The sequence below is a fragment of the Mesorhizobium sp. genome (genome assembly GCF_004962925.1).
Lineage (GTDB): Bacteria > Pseudomonadota > Alphaproteobacteria > Rhizobiales > Rhizobiaceae > Mesorhizobium.
Map to the genome: position 1 here is coordinate 1 of NZ_SUEO01000100.1, position 21,082 is coordinate 21,082.

A 21,082-nucleotide genomic window follows, 5' to 3' on the forward strand; every position below is an offset into this window, starting at 1 on the left:
ACTTCCCATACGCTCGGCCGCCGAGCGTGCCACCACGCCGGTGCCGCAAGCTACGTCCAGAATCCGCTCACCAGATTGTGGCGCAGCACGATCCACTAGGTCGGCAGCCCACAGGGCTGTGATTGCCGGAACCAGGTAGCGCTCGTAGAGTTCCGCGGCGCTACCTTCCAGCTGCCACTGCTCCTGCCAGGCCATAGCGTCCCTCCGCACAACGAGCCGCTCAGGCAACGGGCTCGACCGGCGCTTCAAGCAGCCATCATAAAGCGCGTATCTGTCAACTAGCAACCAGGCGATGGAAACAAGGATACAGAGCAGATCGTTAGGACGGTCCGCTCACCTACCCCAACTCGGTCATCGGGCGGAACGGTAGGCCGCCTCTCACGTTAGCGCATGACGGTGTGAGAGGAGGCAAACAAATATGTTTTCGTGGAAAGGCACTTGGCGCAATCAATACGGCTCGGTTGTGATTATCGAAGATGATAGTGATGGCATGATCCGCGGTGTCTTCAAGACCGCGTTGCCCGACAGCAACTTCTCCGGGATGGAAGTGCCACTCTACGGCGCCGCTCATGGAGATGTGATTGGCTTTACGTCTGCAGCGTTAGGAAAGACGGGGCCTGCAGCGGTCAGCTATACCGGCATCATCCGAGACGGTAAGATCGAGATGTTGTGGCACACGGTGTCTGGACAAGTGCTCTCAGCCGAGGCGGAGGGTGAGCCCGCAAAGCTGACCAAGGTTGGAGCATGGCGCGCCTTCGGGACCAGCCTAGACACCTTTGAGCGCGCTGACTGAGTGATCTGACTGGTTCGTCGGCGCAGCCGACCGCTGCGCAAACGTGCGCTTCCCACCCAAAGCCGAAATTCAAACTGAAATATCGACCCCTTCTGATCACTTGTCGAAGTCGACGGGACACGCCCCGCCGGCACAGTCGACGTGGACCTTGTCCACGTCCTCGGCCATCTGCTCGGCGATCGCTGCCACGATGGCTTGGTAGCTCGCCAACACAGCGGCTCTCGTTCGAAACTTCAGCTACGCACGCTCAAATGAAGCATCGGATGATGCTCATAATGGCCGGCGCCATTTCTTACGATGGGGTCTTCTGAGGTTATCGCCTGGATGTCTAGATCATCGGCAATCCTGTAGAGCGACACGCCATAGCCGCCACTCGGATCCATTACGGGGCCGTGTGCGACGATCAGCCCACGGTCGAGCAGATCGTCCGAAAAGTCTCTATGCTGCTTCATCCATTCGCGCTCTTCGCCAGTCATGGTCGCGAGAAAGTCGGCGCGCGGCGGAATATACTTGCATAGATAACACTTCATTTTGAGCTCCGGTTTAAAGCCATTTTCCTCTTGCCTTGGCGATGGCGCCGCAGCCGGCCTTCGCCTCCATTTTTTGATGGAATATCGATGGGCGACCAGATACTATCATTTTAGGAGTAAATCACTATCAAAAAGATATCAACATGAAGAATCTTTCGAACCAACCCTGTCTGATCGCTCGCAGTCTTGCCTTGGTAGGAGATACATGGAGCATGCTGATCATGCGCGATGCGCATGCGGGGCTCAGTCGTTTTGACGAATTCCGCAAGAGCCTCGGTATAGCCCCGACGATGCTGACCAGCCGGTTGGCAGCCCTGACGGAGGAAGGCCTGCTGGAGAGACGGCGATACTCCGAGCGGCCGCCGCGCGATGAATACGTGTTGACGCGGGCTGGCCAGGATCTGCTTCCAGTGCTGTTCTCACTCGTCGCGTGGGGAAGCAAGCACCGCGGTGGAGGCAATTTCACCCGGTTCTTTGACGCAGAGACAGGATCCGAAATCGACCCCATTAGCATCGACCGTTCGACCGGAGCGCCGATCGGCACCCGTCCCATTCAAATTGTTATGCCCAAGTCCACAACCAACGAGTAGGTAGCCGGCCTATCGACCCTTCTGATCACTTGTTGAAGTCGACGGGACACGCCCGCCGGCACAGTCGATGTGGACCTTATCCACGTCCTCGGCCATTTGCTCGGCGATTGACGCGTCGACGGGCGAGGTTTGCCGGCCGGAAGAGGTGACGGCGGGCTTAGTGCGCCAAAGCTGAATAGACGGCAGTGCCTAGGTAGGGCCCCTTTTCGGACCTTGCTCTACGACGATAGAGCATCGAGCACCCCACCCCAATGCGGTCTTTTAGTTGCGAGCGTCGCTTGCTGGTACTGCGTTAGTCAGTCGGAGGCCAATAGCGTTTTTAACGGAACGCTAATATACATGGACGTTCGAACGAGCAGCGCCTGCCAAATCCCTGAGGGAATGCCATGCGAAGGTTCATCTTCACGGCAATGTGTATCGCCGCCGCAACGGCCGCTAACGCCCATGATTGGTACGAAGACAAGATTGATCCACAGACGAAATTCAAGTGCTGCGGTGGTTCTGATTGCCGCGCCATACCTCGGTCTTCGGTGCGGTCAAGGACGGACGGTGGTTACACTTATTTGCCGCATAATTTCACCATCCCACGGGACCGTGTACAGGAATCTCCGGACGGCCAATACCATATCTGCGAGAATACCTACGTCGTAACCAATCAGCTGTATTGGCGTTGCTTTTTTGCACCTCGTGTCGATGTCTCTCTACTCCTCACACATTAAGGTAAATACTGCGCATCGCGGCCGGAATACTCGCAGCGATCCTTGGTGAGCGGCTCCTCGAGCTGGTACTCCTAGGACAAGATGTCGACCTGGGGCAGGACCCACACGGCGCGCATCAGATTGATGTTGCGCTCGATGACCCATCGAATGCTTCCGGAAGCTGACCTTCTTGGGGTTCATATTCAGGGTGTAGGAGACCTGATTGCCGACCTCACGGCCGATCCTCGCCTGGCGAGCCCTTCGGCAGAATGCGGCATTCAAACGCCGGGCGTCCGACTGCACGACGCCCGGCGATCGTTCCATCTTACCGCTTGCGCAAATCCGTTTGCGCCAGATCAAGCGCCTTGGCGATGCGGCCGCAGGCCATGTCGATCGTCTCGCGCGTCCAGATCAGCGGCGGCGACAGGATCATCGTGTCGCCGGTGGCGCGCAGCATCATGCCCTGGGCAACTGCGTGGTCGCGGACAAGCACGGCCGCGCTCCCGGCCGGCAGGAAGCGTTCCTTGGTCGCCTTGTCCCTGACGATTTCGATCGCCCCCATCAGCCCGATCGAGCGCACTTCGCCGACCAGATCGTGACCGCCAATGTGCTCCTGCAGCGCCTTGGCGAAATAGGGTCCTGTGTCGTTCTTGACCCGATCGACCAAACCTTCCCGCTCCATGATCTCGAGGTTCTTCAGCGCCACAGCGCAGGCCACGGGGTGGCCGGCATAAGTATAGCCGTGATTGAACTCGCCGCCCTTCTCGACCAGCGTCGCGGCGATGCGATCGCCGACCAGCAGCGCCGACAGCGGCTGATAACCGGAGGTCAGCGCTTTGGCGGTGGTGATGGTATCAGGCTCGATGCCGAAGGTCTGAGCTGCGAACCACTCGCCGGTGCGGCCATAGCCGGTGATGACCTCGTCCAGCATCAGGAGGACATCGTATTTGCGGCAGATGCGCTGCACTTCCGGCCAATAGCTCATCGGCGGTATCTTCACGCCGCCTGCCCCCATCACCGGTTCGCCGATGAAGGCGGCGACCTTGTCGGCGCCGGCTTCGAGGATGGCGTCCTCGACGGCCCTGGCCGCGCGCAGGCCGAAATCATGGTCGCTTTCACCGGGCAGAGCCAGCCCGTAGGCATAGGGCATCATCACATGGACGATGTTGGGAACCGCGCCGTTGAGCTGCTTGTGCATCGGCTCCATGCCGCCCAGCGACGCGCCGGCGATGGTCGAGCCGTGATAGGCGGTCTTGCGGGAGATGATGCGGTTCTTCTCCGGCTTGCCTTCCAATGCCCAATAGTGGCGGACAAGGCGCAGCGCCGTGTCGTTGGCCTCCGAACCGGACGAGCCGTAGATCACCTGGTTGACGTGCTTCGGCGCCAGTTCCGCCAGCTTCTTGGCCAACAGCACCGGCGTCGGGGTCGAGCATTTGAAGAAGGAGTTATAGTAAGGCAGTTCCTTCATCTGCGCGTAAGCCGCGTCGGCCAGTTCATCGCGGCCGTAACCGATGTTGACGCACCACAGCCCGGCCATGCCGTCGAGGATTTCCGTGCCTTCGGAATCGTAGATGAACGGACCGTTGGCGTGGGTGATGATGCGTGAGCCGGCCTCGCGCATCTCCTTGTGGTCGGTGAACGGATGAAGGTGATGCGCAGCATCGATCTGCTGAAGCTGCTTCAGCGAATAATTCTGATAGGTCATGTCTGATCTTCCTCTTGAACCAATCCGGCGTTTTGCTGCCGGGGCGGATTCGTCAGAGGAGCGCGGGCGGCGAATAGCCGATGCGGGCGCAAAGCCGCAAAAGCTCGGCGCGAAGCGTGCGCGGCGACGGCGTCACCGCCACCCCAAACGCGCAACATGTCCCCATCCGAGCCATGGCCTGCACCATATGCCGTCTGATGCGATCAGTTCAAGCCGTTCTGTTCAAGCGACACCGGTCAGCGCCCGTTGCAGGAAGACATACTTCATCGCCGCCTGTGCCGCTTGCGGCCGGCGATCACCGCGCCCGCCATGGCCGCCCTCGGTCTCCTCGAAGAACAGCGTCTTCGCATGGCCGGCGGCCTGCAGCCGCCCGGCCATCTTGCGCGCATGGCCGGGATGGACGCGGTCGTCGGCGGTCGATGTCGTCAGCAGCACCGGCGGATAGGCAGCGTCGGTCTCGACATGTTGATAGGGTGAGTAAGCAGCCAGCCACGCGGCGTCTTCCGGCTTCGCCGGATCGCCATACTCGGCCATCCAGGATGCGCCAGGCGGCAGCTCGGTATAGCGCAGCATGTCGAGCAGCGGCACGTCGATGATCACCGCACCGAAAAGCTCGGGATGCTGGGTCAGCGAAACGCCGGTCAGCAGGCCACCATTCGAGCCGCCCTGGATGCCAAGCGTGGCCGGCGTGGCGATGCCGCGTTTCACCAGGTCTTGCGCGACCGCGGCGAAATCGTCGAAGGCATTCTGGCGATTGGCCTTGAGCGCGGCCTGATGCCAGTTCGGGCCGAACTCGCCGCCGCCGCGGATATTGGCCTGCACATAGGCATTGCCCTTTTCCAGCCACAGCCTGCCGCGCACGCCGGCATAGCCGGGCAGCAGCGGCACTTCGAAGCCGCCATAGCCGTAAAGCAGCGTCGGCACCGGTCCGTTCTGATCGCGCCGCCTGACGACGAAATAGGGGATCATGGTGCCATCCCTGGAGCGCGCCTCGAACTGTTCCGACACAAGGGACGAAGCATCGAAACGCGCCGGCTGGGACTTCACGGTGGCAAGCGTCGCGCCATCGTCGTCCGACCAGATGATCGAGCTCGGCGTCAGGAAATCGGTGAAGGAGAAGGAGACGCTGGAGCCGAAATGTTCGGCGTGGGCGATGCCGACATTGCCATTCTCCGGCAGCGCGACAGGCTCCAGCGACCAGGTGTTGTCGTTGCGCTCGCAGACGACGACCTTGCCGCGTACATTGTCCATCAGGTTGATGAACAACCGGTCCTGCGTACGGGCAATGCCGGCGATCGAAACCCGATGCGCCGGCTCGAGCACGATATCGACGGGTCCCAACGCATCGGTTTCGATCCAGCGCGCGAAATCCAGCGAATAGAGGCCGTCAGGCTGGCACAGCGTGCCATCCGGCGCCGTCCACGGGCTGCGCACCCCGAAGACGAATTGATCCCTGAACAGCGCCGTGTCGGTGACGTCGTCCGGCAGCGGGATGCGCCTGTTCTCGCCGGAAGGCAGATGCAGAAAACTGTGCGAGGCAAAGAAGTCGAGCGTCCGGGTCAGGAACAGATGCCGCTTGTCGCCGTCGAATTCGAGGGAACCGCCGGCGGCGAGATCCTGCTTCTGCGCCTCGAAGATCGGCGTCGCATCCTCTAGCCTGGTGCCGCGCCGCCAAAGCTTGACCACGCGCGGATAACCGGACTGGGTTTTTTCGTCCTCTTCGAAGGCAGCCGAGACGATGACCGTGTCCTTGTCCAGCCAGCCGAAACCCGACTTCGAGGCGGGCGCACGAAAGCCGCCCTCGACAAACGATTTGGTGTCGATGTCGAATTCGCGCATCTCACTGGCGTCACCGCCATCCGGCGACAGGCTGAGCAGGCAGCGGGTGAAGTCGGGATAAAGCCGACTGGCGCCGCTGAACACCCATTTCACACCCTCCTTGGCGGACAGGCTATCGAAGTCGATGATCGTCTCCCACTGCGGCTTCTCGGTCTTGTAGGAAGCGACCGTCGTGCGCCGCCACAGGCCGAGCACGTTGGTCTTGTCCTGCCAGAAATTATAGACGTGGCCGTTGAGCGCAGACCCGACGGCAATATTGTCTTCGGCCGTCATCAAGTCGAGCGCGGTCTGGAAGGCGGCCTGGTAGGACGGATCGCCCTGCAATTCACCAGTTGTAACCGCGTTCTGACGGTGAACCCAGTCGAGTGCTTCCTTGCCTGTCCTTTCCTCCAACCAGAGAAAGGGATCTTCGGTCGCCGAATTTGGCTGCCTGCTTGTGGCTGATTTGGTCATGTTGTCTCCGGTTGAATCAGGCGTCGGGCCTCGCCAACATCGACATGACGGCTTCGATATTCAAGACGCCTGCTGCTTTTCGCAGTCACACCATCCGCCTTCGAATGACGGTTGTAACCGCCAGTGCCAGGCACATGGCGCCAAGCGTGATCGGCAGGCCGTCCGCACTGAGAATATCCATGGCGCCGCCCGCCAGCGGCGGCACGGCGATGCCGCCGACGCCCCACATCAGCGAGAAGGCGGCATTGCCGGCGACCAGTGCCGAGCCGGTGAAGCGCTCGCCAAGCTCGATGATCGACATCGTGTAGATGCCATAGGAAACCGCGCCCCAGATGAAGACGCACGGCCAAATCAGCGGCGTCTCGATGAGAACCGGCAAAAGCACGCATCCGAGCACCGTTACGGACACGCAGATAAACCGCACCAGACGCGCCGTCAGCCGTTCCGCCAGCAGGCCGAGCGGTATCTGCATGGCGATATTGCCGGCGATCATCACCGACAGCAGCGCCGACATGCGGGCTTCGGCGATGCCGTAATAGGTTCCGTAGACCGGCAGCAGCGCCAGCACCGCCTGCTCAAAGCCGGCGGCGACGACGACCGCCGACAACAGCAGCCACGCCATCGGCATGAACCCCATCACCGAAACCCGGCGCCCGGCCTCATCGACCTTCGGCAGTCGTCGCAGCACCAATGCCAGGCAAGCACCGCAAAAGACGAAGGCGGCGATGCCGACGAGGAATGGCGGCCACCCCTCGGTGCCAACGGCCAGCAGGCAAAGCGGCCCGGCGGCGAAACCCGCTGAAATGATGGTCGAATAGACCCCCATCACACGGCCACGCCGCGCCGGCGGCGCGAGAGCGATCACCCAGATCTCGCTCAAGACGTAGAGCGGATTGGTCACCACGCCGATCAGGAAGCGCAGCGGAAACCACAGATAGACATTTTGCGTCCAGCCGATCAGCGCCAGCATGATCGCCGAAAGGGCCGCGCAGGTGAGCGCGGTGCGCCCTGCCCCGAACCGGCGCGCCAGCGCCGGGATGAGCGGCGACGAGACGATGAAGCCGATCGGCGTCATCGCCGCCGACAGTCCGATCATGGCCGGCGAGACGCCCTGGCGCTGCAGGATGAAGCTCAGCAGCGGATAGGAGAGCCCCTGCGCGATGGCGAACACCGAGACGGTCGCGATTACCCCGGTGAGCGCCGCCCACGGCATTCCCGTTTCGTTGCTGCTGGTGCCCGTCGCAACCATTCTGCCATCCCTGCATTGAAGCTCTGCTCGGCGAGTCATCCAGCTACTGGTCCGGTTCCGCGAAAGAAAGGGCCGGCCAGCAAAAACCATTTGCGCCAACGGATCGCCGCTCAACGGTTCCGGCGTCCGGACTCCCGGTAGAGCGCGAACGCGACCAGCAGCGCATCGAGGCCGGCGATCACCGCCGGCAGGCCGAGCGGACCGATCCCCTGCATCAGCGCGCCGGCGCCTGGCGGGCCGACAATACCGCCAGCGCCCCACATTAGCGCGAAGGCTGCATTGCCGGCGACGAGTGCGGTTCCCTTGAACCGGCTGCCTAGCTCGACCAGCGCCATCGTATAGACGCCGTAGCCGACCGCGCCCATCACCACCAGCACGGGCCAGACCAGCGGCGTCGTGATCAGGAGCGGCAGTGAGAGCGCGCAAGCGGCCGTCGCCAGCGCGCAAAAGACGATCATCGCCCGGCCGCCGAAGCGCTCGGCCATCAGCCCAAGCGGAATCTGCAGCAGGATATTGCCGGCCGACAGCGCCGTCACCAGCGCCGCCAGCGTCGCTTCCGGCAAGCCGTAGCCGGTGCCGAAGACTGGCATCAGCGCATAAGTGCTCTGCTGCACCGCGGCCGCAACCAGGACCGCCAGCAGCAGGGCCGGCGCCAGCTTGGCGAAGCCTACGATGCCGCCCGAAACCTGGCCATCATCCTCGAAACCGGTCAATTTGGACGAGACGGCGCGCAGGATCAGCGCACAGAGCGCAAAGCCTGATATCGCCGCGACAAAGGGGGCCCATCCTGATGTCCCGACCGTGATCAGGATCAGCGGCCCCGCCGCGTAGCCCGCGCCCAGCAGCGTATTGAACACCCCCATCACCCGGCCGCGGCGCGTCGGCGGCGCCAGCGACAGCGCCCACACCTCACCAAGCACATAGAGCGGATTGATGACCACGCCGACGAGAAAGCGGATGATGAACCACGCCACCCAATCCTGCAGACAGCCGATCGCCAGGAAGCAGAGCGCGCCGGCCAGCGAACAGCCGACGGCGAGGTTGCGCGCACCGACCAGACGGACGGCCGCCGGCACGAACGGAGCCGACAGGATGAGGCCGACCGGCATCATCGCCGCGGAAAGGCCGATCAGCGCCGGAGACATGCCTTGCCGCTGCATCAAGAGCGTAAACAGCGGATAGCTAAGTCCTTGCGCGGCACCGAACATGGCCAGAGCGGCGGTGACGCCGGCAAGCGCTGCCCACCGCGTTCCCGCCTCGCCATCGCTCGAACCGGCCACGACCATCCGCCATCCCTGTGAATCGCCCACCCTCGGGGTCGGCAAGTTACCCGGCTAGCGGTTCGGTTTGGGAAAAGGAAGGGCCGCCCGGGCAAATCTGCTGCGCCACGTCACCTGCGCCGTGCGTGTGCCCGACGATCCGGTCAGCTGCCCTTCCGGCATGTCGCTTCCCTCGTCCTAGTGGTCGCCGCCTCCGCAATGGCGGGACGGCAGGCGGTCCATTATGCCGCCGCACTGTCGCAGCTACGAGGCCTGTCATGACCGCCGCCCTTCATCCCGCCGAACCGGCACTGGCAAACGATCGCGCCCGTCGCGGCGGCCGCGCGGGCAAACGTGCCGGCGCAGCCGCGGCATTCGAGCAGCCGCCTTTCCGTCAGCTGAAAATCCCGCTGACGCCGACGAAGCTGGTCTCCGACGACGAGCTGGAATCGATCCACCTCGCCTCGTTGCGTGTGCTGCGGGAAATTGGCGTCGACGTGCTGCACGACGAGGCAAGGCGCATCATGAAGGCGCATGGGGCGGATGTCCGCGAAGGCAGCGAGCGGGTGCGCTTCGACAGCGACATGATCCTCGAGCTGGTTTCGCACTGCCCGTCGGAATTCACCATCCATGCCCGCAATCCGGCGCACGATGTCCGTTTCGGTGGCGACAATCTGATCATCTCGATGATGGCGTCGGCGCCCAATTGTTCCGACCTCGACCGCGGCCGCCGGCCGGGCAACCAGCAGGACTATCGCAACTTCCTCAAGCTCGCGCAGATGCATAACATCCTGAACTGCACGGGCGGCTATCCGGTCGAGCCGATCGATATCCATCCGTCCGTCCGGCACCTCGAATGCATCCGCGATCTGAGCGTGCTCACCGACAAGGTGTTCCACATCTATTCGCTCGGCAAGGAGCGCAATGTCGACGGCATCGAGATCACCAGGATCGCGCGCGGCATCAGCCACGAGCAACTGCTTGAAGAGCCGTCGGTGTTCACCATCATCAACACCAATTCGCCGCTCAAGCTCGATGTGCCGATGATGGAAGGCATTATCCAGATGTCGAGCAAGGGCCAGGTTGTCATCGTGACGCCGTTCACCCTGTCGGGCGCCATGGCGCCGGTGACCATAGCCGGCGCGCTGGTGCAGCAGAATGCCGAAGCGCTGTCCGGCATTGCCTTTGCCCAGATGGTGCGCAAAGGCGCGCCCGTCGGCTATGGCGGCTTCACCTCGAATGTCGACATGAAGTCCGGCGCGCCGGCCTTCGGCACGCCGGAATACATGAAGGCGCAATTGGTCGGCGGCCAGCTTGCCCGCCGCTACAACATCCCCTACCGCACCTCCAACACCTGCGCCGCCAACACGGTCGACGCGCAGGCTGCCTATGAAAGCGTGTTCTCGCTATGGGGCGCCATCCAAGGCGGCGGCAATCTGATGATGCATGCGGCCGGCTGGCTCGAAGGCGGCCTGCGCTGCTCCTACGAGAAGACCATTCTGGACATCGATCTGCTGCAGATGATGGCGGAATTCCTGACCCCGCTCGACCTCTCCGAGGAGGCTCTCGGCTTCGACGCCATCCAGTCCGTCGGTCCAGGCGGCCATTTCTTCGGCACCCAGCATACCCAGGACCGTTACAAGACCGCCTTCTATTCGCCTATCATCTCCGACTGGCGCAATTTCGAGACTTGGGCGGAAGCCGGATCGCCGACGGCTATCGAAAAAGCCAATCGGGTCTGGAAGGAGCGGCTGGCGACCTATGAAGAGCCGTATATGGACCCGGCTATCCGCGAGGAGCTCAACGCATTCGTCGATAAACGCCGGTCCGAAGGCGGCGCGCCGACCGATTTTTGATCATCTGTATTGATTTGATGAACAGTCGACCCCCACTCCATCGAGCTTCGCTCGACACCTCTCCCCCGGTCGACGGGGTAGAGCAAGGGCGCGAGATTATTCCAGTCGGCGCCCTTCCCCGCTTTCTGTTCACGCCCCGCTCGCTCGATTCAATCTCTTCAAAAACGGAACTATCTTCATGAAATCTCATGCAAAAGCGGTTGTCATCGGCGGCGGTGTCGTCGGCTGCTCGGTGCTCTACCATCTGGCCAAGGCCGGCTGGACCGACATCGTGCTGATCGAGCGCTCGGAACTCACCTCCGGCTCGTCCTGGCATGCGGCGGGCGGCTTCCATACGCTCAACGGCGACCCCAACGTCGCCAAGCTGCAGGCCTATACGGTGCAGCTCTACAAGGAGATCGAGGAGCTTTCCGGCCAGTCCTGCTCGCTGCACCTGACCGGCGGCGTGATGATGGCCGACACGCCCGAGCGCATGGACTTTTTGCGCCTTGCCCACGCCAAGGGCCGCTATCTCGGCATGGATACCGAGCTGATCACGCCGTCCGAAGCCAAGGCGATGTTCCCGCTGATGGACGAGACGAATTTCGTCGGCGCCATGTGGGATCCGGTCGAAGGCCATCTCGATCCTTCCGGCACCACCCACGCCTATGCCAAGGCCGCCAGGAAGCTCGGCGCTGAGATCGTGCTGCGCAACCGGGTCGTCGAACTGACGCAAGAAGTTGATGGCACCTGGAACGTCGTCACCGAGCAAGGCACGGTCAAGGCCGAACATGTCGTCAACTGCGGCGGCCTATGGGCGCGCGAGATCGGCCGCATGGTCGGTGTCGAGCTGCCGCTGCTGGCCATGGAGCATATGTATCTTTTGACCGAACCGATGCCGGAGGTCGAGGAATTCAACAAGTCGACCGGCCGCGAGATGATCGGCGTGATGGACTTCAAGGGCGAGATCTACACCCGCCAGGAACGCAACGGCATCCTGCTCGGCACCTATGAAAAGGCCTGCAAGCCGTGGTCTCCGGTCAACACGCCGTGGGATTTCGGCCACGAGCTGCTGCAGCCCGACGTCGACCGCATCGCGCCGTCGCTCGAAATCGGCTTCAAGCATTTCCCCGGCATCGAGAAGGCCGGCATCAAGCAGATCATCAATGGTCCCTTCACCTTCGCGCTGGACGGCAATCCGCTGGTCGGCCCGGTGCAGGGCCTGACCAATTTCTGGTGCGCCTGCGCCGTCATGGCCGGTTTCTCGCAGGGCGGCGGCGTCGGGCTGGCGCTTTCGAACTGGATGGTCAATGGCGATCCCGGCTTCGACGTTTGGGGCATGGACGTTGCTCGCTTCGGCGAGTGGGCGAGCCTGCGCTATACCAACGCCAAGGTGCGCGAAAACTATTCGCGCCGTTTCTCCATCCGCTTTCCCAACGAGGAATTGCCGGCTGCTCGCCCGGCTCAGACGACGCCGCTCTACGACACTATGCTGGCCAACAATGCCGTCATGGGCGATTCGTGGGGCCTCGAAACGCCACTCTGGTTCGCGCCGAAAGGCACGGAGCCGAAGGATATCGTTTCCTTCCACCGTTCCAACGATTTCGGGCCGGTCGGTGAGGAAGTGCGCACCACCCGCGAGAAGGTCGGCGTCACCGAGACCGCCAACTTCGCCAAATACGAAGTGTCCGGGCCGGGATCGGAAGATTTCCTCAACCGGCTGATGACCAACCGCATGCCGAAGATCGGCCGCATCGTGCTGACCCCGATGCTGAACGAGTTCGGCAGGCTGATCGGCGACTTCACCATCGCCAAGGCTGGTGAAGAGCGCTTCATGATCTGGAGCTCGTCGGCGGCGCAGAAGTATCATATGCGCTGGTTCGAGAAGCACCTGCCGAAGGATGGTAGCGTCCGCATCCACCGCTTCGACCAGACGCTCGTCGGCCTCTCGATCGCCGGGCCGAGGTCGCGCGACCTGCTGCAGAAGCTTGTTGACGTAGATGTCTCCACCAAGGCTTTCCGCTTCATGGATTTCCGTGAGATGGCGGTTGGCGGCGCGCCCTGCATGGTCAACCGCATCACCTATACCGGTGATCTCGGCTACGAGATCTGGATGGCGCCGGCCTACCAGCGCCTTGTCTATAAGGCGATCAAGGATGCCGGCGAAGAGTTTGGCCTCGTCGATTTCGGCATGCGCGCCTTGCTCTCGATGCGCCTGGAAAAGAATTTTCCGACCTGGTTTCGCGAGCTGCGCCCGATCTACGGGCCGTTCGAAGGAGCAATGGATCGCTTTATCAAGCTCGAGAAGAACGACTTCATCGGGCGCGAAGCGGCGGCCAAGGAACAGGCAGAAGGGCCGAAACTGCGCCGTGTCTCGTTCATCGTAGATGCCGCGGATGCCGACGTGATGGGCGACGAGCCAATCTGGGCCAAGGTCGGCGGCAAGGATTTTGGCACGGTGGAAAAGCCGCATGGCTATGGCGCGCCGCGCTTCGATATATCAGGCAAGGAAGTGCGCGGCTCCATGGCCGCGGAAGGCGCCGCGGCCGTGCGCGGCATTGTCGACGGCGCCTGGCGCGTGGTTGGCTGGATCACCTCCGGCGGCTTTGCGCATTACGTCCAGAAATCGATGGCGCAAGGCTATGTGCCGGCCGCCTTGGCCGAGAACGAGAGCGCCGGACTGTTCGAGATCGAAATCCTCGGACACCGGCGGCCGGCCCGCATCAATGTCGAGCCGCCTTTCGACCCGAGTGGCGAGAAGATGCGGGCGTAGGCGGTCAGGGTTGTTGCCCAAGGCCGCGATCTACTGCTGCCCACCCCCAAGGCTGCTGCAACATTGTGCAGGGCACGGTCTCATGCTAGCGCAGCCGGTGCAACTGGCACGGGCGATGAGAACTCCTTGAAGTATTCGATGAAATGGGCCGAATGGCTTGCCGAGGGCAGGATCGGCCCTTTCCCCGCGGCGATCGTGTTGGTCGCGCTTTATTGCTGCACACAGATTGTCGTGCTGTCGCTGGCGAGCCTGTGGGCGGGAACCGGCGTCGGTGTCGATGACTCCGAACAGCTGATGTATATGCGGTTTTTGTGGGCCGGCTATGGCGGCTCGCAGCCGCCGCTTTACTCCTGGCTCGGCTGGTTGACGTCGTCGGTTTTCGGAACCAACATCTTCGCGCTTAAAATACTGAAGTATTCCCTGATTTTCGTGGCCTTGATTTCGGTCTTCGTCGCGGTGCGCAAACTCGGCTATTCCCAGCGCACCGCGGTTGCCTCCATTCTAGGTCTGTTGCTGTTTCCTCAGTTGGTCTGGGAAATGCAGCACACCTTGTCGCATACCGTTGCCGCCTTTTGTTTTTCGGGGCTGCTGCTGCTTGCGCTCGTCGAGCTTCTGCAGCGCAAGTCGCTGCAGACCTATGCCTTGTTCGGCCTGGCGATCGGTGCGGCCGTGCTGGCGAAATATAACCTTCTTATCCTGATTGCCGCGATGCTGGCGGCGACCTTGTCGTTGCGCGAGACCCGCCAGGTCATCCTGCGTCCGCAAATCATGATCAGCATGGCCGTGGCGCTGCTGGTCTGCCTGCCGACATTGTATTGGACCGCCACGCATCCGAGCGAATTGCTGGCGCGCAGCTACAAGTTCGGTATCAATGAAGGCGACGGTGCTTTCCTCGTCGCGTTGAAAGGCATCATCGACTTTGGCGCAGCCGTACGGAATTTTGCCATCCTGCCGGTCGTTATTTTCGCAGTGGCGATGCTGGTGGGACGGGTCAGTCCATCGACGCTCCGCCAACGGCTTCCAGATTCGGAAAAACTATTGTGGCGCATTCTCGGCTTTGGGCTTTGCATCACCATAGTCCTGGTGATCGCCAGCGGCGCCACCACGTTCAAGGCGCGCTGGTTGTTGCCGGTCCTGCTTTTTCTGCCTGCCGCCTTCGCTGCCCGCATGGACGCAGCCGGCGACAGAGGCAGGACGGCGCAAAACCTCACCATCACCGTTGCAGCCACACTGGCCATACTGATCTTGCCGGCGACGTGGGCTTATCAGGTCTATGGCGGAAAGGGCCAGGGACGCGTCGTCCGTCTGGACTACCCGACGCTGTATCATGATCTGACCGTGGATGGCGCAGTCAAGACGGTCATGTCGGACTGGCACTGGGTGGGCAATCTCAGGCTTGTCGATCCCGACCTTGTCGTCCTCGGAGAAGAGGTGCCGGGTTTCGCCGCGTTGCTGCAGGAACCCGCCGTTCTGATCTGGCTCGACAGGCCCAGCCCGGAACCGGAAATCCTGGACCGTATCAACCAGGCGGGTTTCGTCCTGGACAGTGAACGCCGCAGCCTCAGGGTTCCCGAATTTCTCGGTTCGAGCGACGGCAGGCTTGTGACCGTCGTCAAATTGAAAAAGCGAAATGCCAATGCTCCTGCGACCGATTGAGATCGGGAGGATAGGAAAGTGAGCGAGCCAGGCGTCGAGCGACGGTTCGGTCGCCACCGCAAGATCATGCCGTTCGAGCCTGCCGAAGCGGGCTCCATCGACGCGTTGCGCCTGAAGTCGCGGCAGAAGGCCGCTGAACTCAACCAGCATGTGCTTGGCTACGGCGCACTGGTGGAAGCCGAATGGCAAGCCGCCGGTATTGCCGCTCCCGACCTGCCCACCATGCGCCGATACCGGCTCGATCGCATCCGCGCCGAGCTGAAGCGCCGCAACTGTGCGGGAGCCGTGCTCTACGACCCGATCAACATCCGCTATGCGACCGACTCGACCAACATGCAGCTCTGGGTCGCGCACAATCCGACACGGCATTGTTTCGTTGCCACCGAAGGCCCGGTGGTGCTGTTCGACTATTTCTCCTGCGAGCACCTTTCCGATCATTCCGGTGTCGTCGACGAGGTGCGGCCGGCAGTATCGTGGATGTATCTCTATAGCGGCGAGCTGACCGACCAAAAAGTCCGCCGCTGGGCGGCCGGCATCGCCGATCTGGTCAGGGAACATGGCGGCGGTATAAACCGCATCGCCGTCGATCACATCAACCCCGAGGGCGTCGAGGAACTCGCCCGCCTCGGCATCTCCATCGGCAATGGCGAAGCGCTAATGGAGAACGCGCGCCTGATCAAATCGCCCGACGAAATCCTGGCCATGCGCCGGTCGATCGTCGCTTGCGAGGCGGCGATGGGCGAGATGGAGGCAGCGTTGCGGCCGGGCATTTCCGAAAACGAATTATGGGCCGAACTCCACCGCGGCAACATTGCGCGTGGCGGCGAATGGGTCGAAACCCGGCTCTTGACGTCCGGCCCGCGTACCAATCCCTGGTTCCAGGAGTGCTCGTCGCGGACGATCGAGGCCGGTGATCTCGTCGCTTTCGATACCGATCTGATCGGCCCTTACGGCTTCTGCGCCGACCTGTCGCGCACCTGGCTCTGCGGCGGTAACGCGCCATCCAACGAGCAACGTGACTTGTTTCGCATCGCCGCCGACCAGATCGCCCACAACATTGGCCTGATGCAGCCTGGCACTTCGTTCCGCGACCTAGTCGAGCGATCGGCGGTGCCGCCTGGTGATTGCTTCCCGACACGCTACGGCGTGCTTTATCACGGCGTCGGCCTGGCCGACGAATACCCGACGCTGCCGCATGCGATCGACTGGACCGACGACACGCCCGACGGCGTGCTTGTGTCAGGCATGGTGCTTTGCGTCGAGAGCTATATCGGCCGGCTCGGCGGACACGAGGGCGTCAAGATCGAGGAACAGATCCTGATCACTGAAACCGGCAACGAACAGCTTTCGACCTACCCGCTGGATGAGCGGCTACTCTAGAGGCAAAGCCCGGTCACTCTAAACGAGTAAGTTGAACCCTTGCAGACCTCCGACAGTGCTGCCTAGATGGGTCTATGACCACCTATGACCAAATCAGGCGTTATGAAGCCGCTGATGCTGCACAGGCAGTGACGGTGGAAATCGGCAGTCACGGTTTCTATCGATATGTCCTCTGGAACTGGCATGATCCAGAGTCGCCTTATGAGACGCAAGGCTATTGGTTGCCCGCTCATTGGTCGGGAGTTTACGAAAGCGCCGACCAAGCTGAGTCGGACGCCACCGCAGAGTCGCGCTGGCTGCGAGAAGCTAGAAATCTCGTCTAGACCACCGCGAGGGCCTCTCTTAGCGCGGCGACAATCTTTTCCGGCGTCGATCTGGCGGCGATGAAGGGCAGGCCTTTGCGCCTTCCCGTCCAGCCAACGACCTTCACCGCTTGCGCCGCTGGTTCGAAGCGTTGCGCCAGCGCCCAGCTCTTGCAGTCGATGGCCGCGACATCGGCACGGCCCTCGGCGATGGCGACGATCGAGGCACGGTGGCCGCCGCTTTCGCTGCGCTCAGAGAAGATGTCCAGGCTTTCGCCCAGCGCCTCCAGGTCACGCGTCAGCGCGATGATGCCCGACATCGAATCGAGGCTGTTGAAGGTAAAGTGCTTGCCACGCAAGATATCGAGCGGGATGACAGGGCTGCCATCGGACGGCGAGCCAACCGATGGCGCTTCACCTGCCCGCATCACCAGCGCGCTCGAATAGAGTTCGCCCTGCCCGCCCTCGAACGCGTCGTAACGCGGCTGGCCGATCAGTTGAACATGCGTCGACAGGCCGAGTTCCATCGGCCCCCAGCAGGTCTGTGCGAACAGCAGCGCCGGATGCAGCCAGAGGCCGTGAAAATCCAGTTCGTCCGGCGGCAGCGTCGCCGGATCGGGCGCAATAACCTTTCCGGCGGTGTCACGGATGCCGCCTTCCACAGGCCGCAGATCGGCATTGACGCGAGCGATGGTCTCCGGCGCGTCGATGCCATTTTGCCGAAGGGCATCACGCAGCCGTGCCCATTGGGCATCGACCTCGCTCCGCATTTCGGGCCAGTCATACATCGGCAAGGCGGCAACGAAATCGCTCATGCCGGGTTTTGATCGTTACGCTGAGAAACTGACGAGACCATTGACGCGCACACCTGGGCATCGCCGCGACGATGCCGCAAAATTCATTTCTTCGGCGGCTCGGCGGGCACCGGCGCGCTGCCAAGTCCATTGAGGCTGCGCGCCCTGACGCGCGGCTTGAACGCCCGGCCTGGTTCCGGCGCGCGCCGCAGCACGGGGTGCACGATCGGCTCCTTAGCCTTGAACGCATAAGCCTTGAGCAGCGCGAAATAGTTCGGATAAGCATAGCCATTGTTCATCCGCAGCCACTCGTCACGGCGGTCGGCAAACAGCTTCGGCAACCGGTACCAGGCCACCGTCGGGCTCTTATGATGGACGAAATGCAGATTGTTGTTGAGGAACAGGAAGGACAGCGGCGAACGCTCGACGATCACCGTGCGGCCTTCCGGATGCTCCGACCACTGATGCTCGGCGAAAGTGCGGATCGAAATCAGCGACTGGCCGAGCCACACCGGTACCAGGATGTAGAGCCACAACGGGATGCCGAAGCTGAGCTGCACGACAGGCAACACGACGGCGAGGCCGATTGCATGCAGCAGCCAAGCCTTGCGGATCACCTTGTCGCCGGCAAGCATCTGCTTGGCATCGTCGATGAAGAAGCCGATGCAGGAGAGCCACGGGCCAAGCACGAAGCGGCCGACCATGGTGTTGTTGATCTTCAGCAGAAATTTCATCGCCGGCGGCAGCTCGTCATGGCGCCACAGCGCCTTGTAGTAGCTTTCAGGATCGTCCAACGGATCGGTTAGCCGTTCGTCGGCATGGTGACGCAGATGAATGGTCTTGAACCGGCGGAACGGCCAGACGAGGCCGATCGGCAAGAAGACGAAAGCTTCGTTGATCTGTGCATTGCGGGTCGGATGGCCGTGCAGGACTTCGTGAGCCAGCGAGGATTGCAGTGCGGCGACCAACGCCAGAACGGCGAGCGCCAACAGCGGGTAGGACGGCCAGACGAGCAAGCCGGCGGCAAGCCAGGTGCCGTAACAGAAAAACGCCAGAAACACGGTCGGCCATTCGATGGCCGATGCACTGCGTCGTCTGTTATTCGTGCTCGTCATGGATCGACCACTGCCCTTCCAGTCGCCGGAATCGTTTTTGATTCCTGACAGCATTGTGTCAGGAGCGTTGAATTGCTGCAACGCGACAAAGCGCACAAGATGTTGCGATTGCGCATTTTCAGCCGCACATGTTATGTTTTGTAAACAAGCCGGAGGATTCATTTACGCCTAAGGTGCCGCTTTGGTGACTTCGGCGGATTTTTTTCCTCTCAATAGCCGGAATGACGATATGGACAAACGCGACCTGTCGACGATCTTTCGGGAGCGCCTGAAAATGCTCTTGACACGGTCCGACTTGAACCAGTCCGCCTTCGCGACGGCGGTGGGCATTGACCGTTCGGCGCTTTCGCAGTTGCTTTCCGGCGCCTCGACACGGCTTCCCCGCGCCGAAACGCTGCTCAACATCGCCGCCGAATTCAAAGTGTCGCTCGACTGGCTGCTCGGCCTCAGCCAGGACGAAGGCGTCACCGGTGAAATCCGCGAGAGCCTGGAGATCGAGGAAGCGCCCGACGGCTTCGACCGCACGCTGCTGGCAAGGTGGCATGCAGAGGCCGCAGGCACGAAAATCCGTTACGTGCCGGCCGGCATTCCCGATCTTCTGCGCACCGAGGCGCTCGTCGACTACGAAGCGGGCATCGCCAACAAGAGCCGCGAGGCCCAGGCCGGTGAGACGCAGTACCGCATCGACTACAACCGGCGGCCGGAAACCGACATGGAGGTCTGCATGCCGCGCCACACGCTGGAGATATTTGCGCGGGGCTTAGGCGTGTGGGACCGTTTCCCGGAGGCCGACCGCCACCAGCAGCTTCTCCACATGGCGACGCTGCTCGACGATCTCTATCCCACTTTCCGCCTGTTTCTCTATGACGGGCGGATGCGCTATTCGATCCCCTATACCATCTTCGGACCCTATCGCGCCGCCATCTATGTCGGCGACATGTATCTGGTGCTGAATGCGACCCAGCCGGTCCGCACGCTGACCAGCCATTTCGACAATCTGATCCGCGCCGCCGACATCAACGCGCATGAAGCAGCCAGCTTCACGCAAAGGCTGGCGGAGATGCGATTTTGACGGCCTTGTTTCTCGCGCCGACATTGACGTCATATAAAGAGTTCTTTATATCCTTATCTCGACAAAGAATTCCCGGAAGGCGTATTTCCAATGACCAACCCGATTGACGCTCTGCTTGCCGAAAAGGGCGTTCTGCTCGCCGATGGCGCTACCGGCACCAATCTGTTCGCCATGGGGCTTGAGGCCGGCGAGGCCCCGGAGTTGCTGAACGAGACCGCGCCCGACACCATCACCAGCCTGCACCAGAACTTCGTCGATGCCGGCGCCGACATCATCCTCACCAACTCCTTCGGCGGCACCCGCCACCGGCTGAAGCTGCACCATGCGCAGGACCGCGTGCATGCGCTGAACAAGCGCGCCGCCGAGATCGCCCGCGCTGTCGCCGACAAGGCCGGCCGCAAGGTCATCGTTGCGGGCTCGGTCGGCCCGACTGGGGAGTTGCTGGTGCCGCTCGGCGCCATGACTTATGACGAGGCAGTCGAGGCCTTTGCCGAGCAGATCGAGGGTCTGAAGGCCGGCGGCGCCGAAGTCGCCTGGATCGAGACCATGTCGGCGCCGGACGAAATCCGCGCCGCGGCCGAAGCCGCGATCCGCGTCGGCCTGCCCTATACCTATACCGGCTCCTTCGACACCGCCGGGCGCACCATGATGGGGCTGTTGCCGAAGGATATTCACGGCGTCACCGATGGACTGTCGCAGAGGCCGCTCGGTGTCGGCGCCAATTGCGGTGTCGGCGCCTCCGACATCCTCGCCTCGCTGCTCGACATGACCGAGGCGAAGCCGGAGGCGACGGTCATCGTCAAGGGCAATTGCGGCATTCCGGAATTCCGCGGCGCCGAAATCCATTATTCCGGCACGCCCGAACTGATGGCCGACTATGTCAGGCTCGCCGTCGATGCCGGCGCCAAAATCGTCGGCGGTTGCTGCGGCACCTCGTTCACCCACCTAGCCGCCATGCGCAAGGCGCTCGATGCGCACACCAGGTCGGATCGCCCGACCGTCGAGAAAATCGTCGAGCGCATCGGCCCGATGCGTAACA

Annotated in this window: 16 protein-coding genes and 1 pseudogene; 9 read left to right on the forward strand and 8 right to left on the reverse strand. The window is 62.2% G+C overall.

Annotation, left to right across the window (positions count from 1 at the left end; genetic code table 11):
* Positions 1-195 (reverse strand): annotated as a pseudogene (locus tag E5W87_RS19630) (transposase); the annotation flags it as partial.
* 223 nt (positions 196-418) lie between these two features.
* Between E5W87_RS19630 and E5W87_RS19635 the strand changes: the two are divergent.
* Entirely contained in the window at positions 419-793 is a 375-nt protein-coding gene (locus tag E5W87_RS19635; RefSeq protein ID WP_292401015.1) for an avidin/streptavidin family protein, read from the forward strand.
* Between the two features lie 233 nt (positions 794-1,026).
* On the opposite strand, the gene E5W87_RS19640 is transcribed toward E5W87_RS19635, so the two are convergent.
* Positions 1,027-1,323, reverse strand: coding sequence for a YciI family protein (locus tag E5W87_RS19640; protein WP_292401018.1), 297 nt, complete (start codon positions 1,321-1,323; stop codon positions 1,027-1,029).
* 143 nt (positions 1,324-1,466) lie between these two features.
* Between E5W87_RS19640 and E5W87_RS19645 the strand changes: the two genes are divergently transcribed.
* Positions 1,467-1,913: a helix-turn-helix domain-containing protein gene (locus E5W87_RS19645; RefSeq protein WP_292401021.1), complete on the forward strand. Its 447-nt coding sequence runs from the start codon at positions 1,467-1,469 to the stop codon at positions 1,911-1,913.
* A 1,023-nt stretch (positions 1,914-2,936) separates the two neighbouring features.
* Here the strand turns inward: E5W87_RS19645 and E5W87_RS19650 are convergent.
* The 4 genes from E5W87_RS19650 to E5W87_RS19665 form a co-directional block, all read right to left on the reverse strand.
* Complete coding sequence (locus E5W87_RS19650; protein ID WP_292401024.1) at positions 2,937-4,316, reverse strand: aspartate aminotransferase family protein; 1,380 nt, start codon at positions 4,314-4,316, stop codon at positions 2,937-2,939.
* Positions 4,317-4,538: 222 nt separating this feature from the next.
* Entirely contained in the window at positions 4,539-6,608 is a 2,070-nt protein-coding gene (locus tag E5W87_RS19655; RefSeq protein WP_292401027.1) for a prolyl oligopeptidase family protein, read from the reverse strand.
* A gap of 85 nt (positions 6,609-6,693) precedes the next feature.
* Positions 6,694-7,857 (reverse strand): MFS transporter, encoded by a 1,164-nt coding sequence (locus tag E5W87_RS19660; RefSeq protein WP_292401030.1) that lies wholly within the window; start codon positions 7,855-7,857, stop codon positions 6,694-6,696.
* 110 nt (positions 7,858-7,967) lie between these two features.
* Positions 7,968-9,143: an MFS transporter gene (locus tag E5W87_RS19665; protein WP_292401033.1), complete on the reverse strand. Its 1,176-nt coding sequence runs from the start codon at positions 9,141-9,143 to the stop codon at positions 7,968-7,970.
* 251 nt (positions 9,144-9,394) lie between these two features.
* On the opposite strand from E5W87_RS19665, the gene E5W87_RS19670 reads away from it, so the two are divergent.
* The 5 genes from E5W87_RS19670 (at position 9,395) to E5W87_RS19690 (ending at position 17,083) form a co-directional block, all read left to right on the forward strand.
* Positions 9,395-10,972 (forward strand): trimethylamine methyltransferase family protein, encoded by a 1,578-nt coding sequence (locus E5W87_RS19670; protein WP_292401036.1) that lies wholly within the window; start codon positions 9,395-9,397, stop codon positions 10,970-10,972.
* Positions 10,973-11,150: 178 nt separating this feature from the next.
* Positions 11,151-13,724: an FAD-dependent oxidoreductase gene (locus E5W87_RS19675; RefSeq protein ID WP_292401038.1), complete on the forward strand. Its 2,574-nt coding sequence runs from the start codon at positions 11,151-11,153 to the stop codon at positions 13,722-13,724.
* 126 nt (positions 13,725-13,850) lie between these two features.
* Positions 13,851-15,380 (forward strand): glycosyltransferase family 39 protein, encoded by a 1,530-nt coding sequence (locus tag E5W87_RS19680; protein ID WP_292401042.1) that lies wholly within the window; start codon positions 13,851-13,853, stop codon positions 15,378-15,380.
* A gap of 66 nt (positions 15,381-15,446) precedes the next feature.
* Positions 15,447-16,760 (forward strand): Xaa-Pro peptidase family protein, encoded by a 1,314-nt coding sequence (locus E5W87_RS19685; RefSeq protein ID WP_292401057.1) that lies wholly within the window; start codon positions 15,447-15,449, stop codon positions 16,758-16,760.
* A 74-nt stretch (positions 16,761-16,834) separates the two neighbouring features.
* On the forward strand, positions 16,835-17,083 hold the full coding sequence (locus E5W87_RS19690) for a hypothetical protein (protein WP_292401045.1): 249 nt from the start codon (positions 16,835-16,837) through the stop codon (positions 17,081-17,083).
* Here E5W87_RS19690 and E5W87_RS19695 read toward each other — a convergent pair.
* Together E5W87_RS19695 and E5W87_RS19700 are read right to left on the reverse strand one after the other, a co-directional pair.
* Positions 17,080-17,877, reverse strand: coding sequence for a PhnD/SsuA/transferrin family substrate-binding protein (locus tag E5W87_RS19695; RefSeq protein ID WP_292401048.1), 798 nt, complete (start codon positions 17,875-17,877; stop codon positions 17,080-17,082). The two genes, E5W87_RS19690 and E5W87_RS19695, sit on opposite strands and share 4 nt — an antisense overlap.
* Before the next feature lie 83 nt (positions 17,878-17,960).
* Positions 17,961-18,971 carry a fatty acid desaturase gene (locus tag E5W87_RS19700; protein WP_292401051.1) on the reverse strand — a complete coding sequence of 337 codons (1,011 nt, stop codon included), beginning with the start codon at positions 18,969-18,971 and terminating at the stop codon, positions 17,961-17,963.
* Positions 18,972-19,200: 229 nt separating this feature from the next.
* Between E5W87_RS19700 and E5W87_RS19705 the strand changes: the two genes are divergently transcribed.
* Positions 19,201-20,043, forward strand: a complete 843-nt coding sequence (locus E5W87_RS19705; protein WP_029351899.1) for a helix-turn-helix transcriptional regulator — start codon at positions 19,201-19,203, stop codon at positions 20,041-20,043.
* 90 nt (positions 20,044-20,133) lie between these two features.
* Positions 20,134-21,082: betaine--homocysteine S-methyltransferase (bmt, locus tag E5W87_RS19710; RefSeq protein ID WP_292401054.1), on the forward strand; the 949-nt coding region annotated here is incomplete at its 3' end.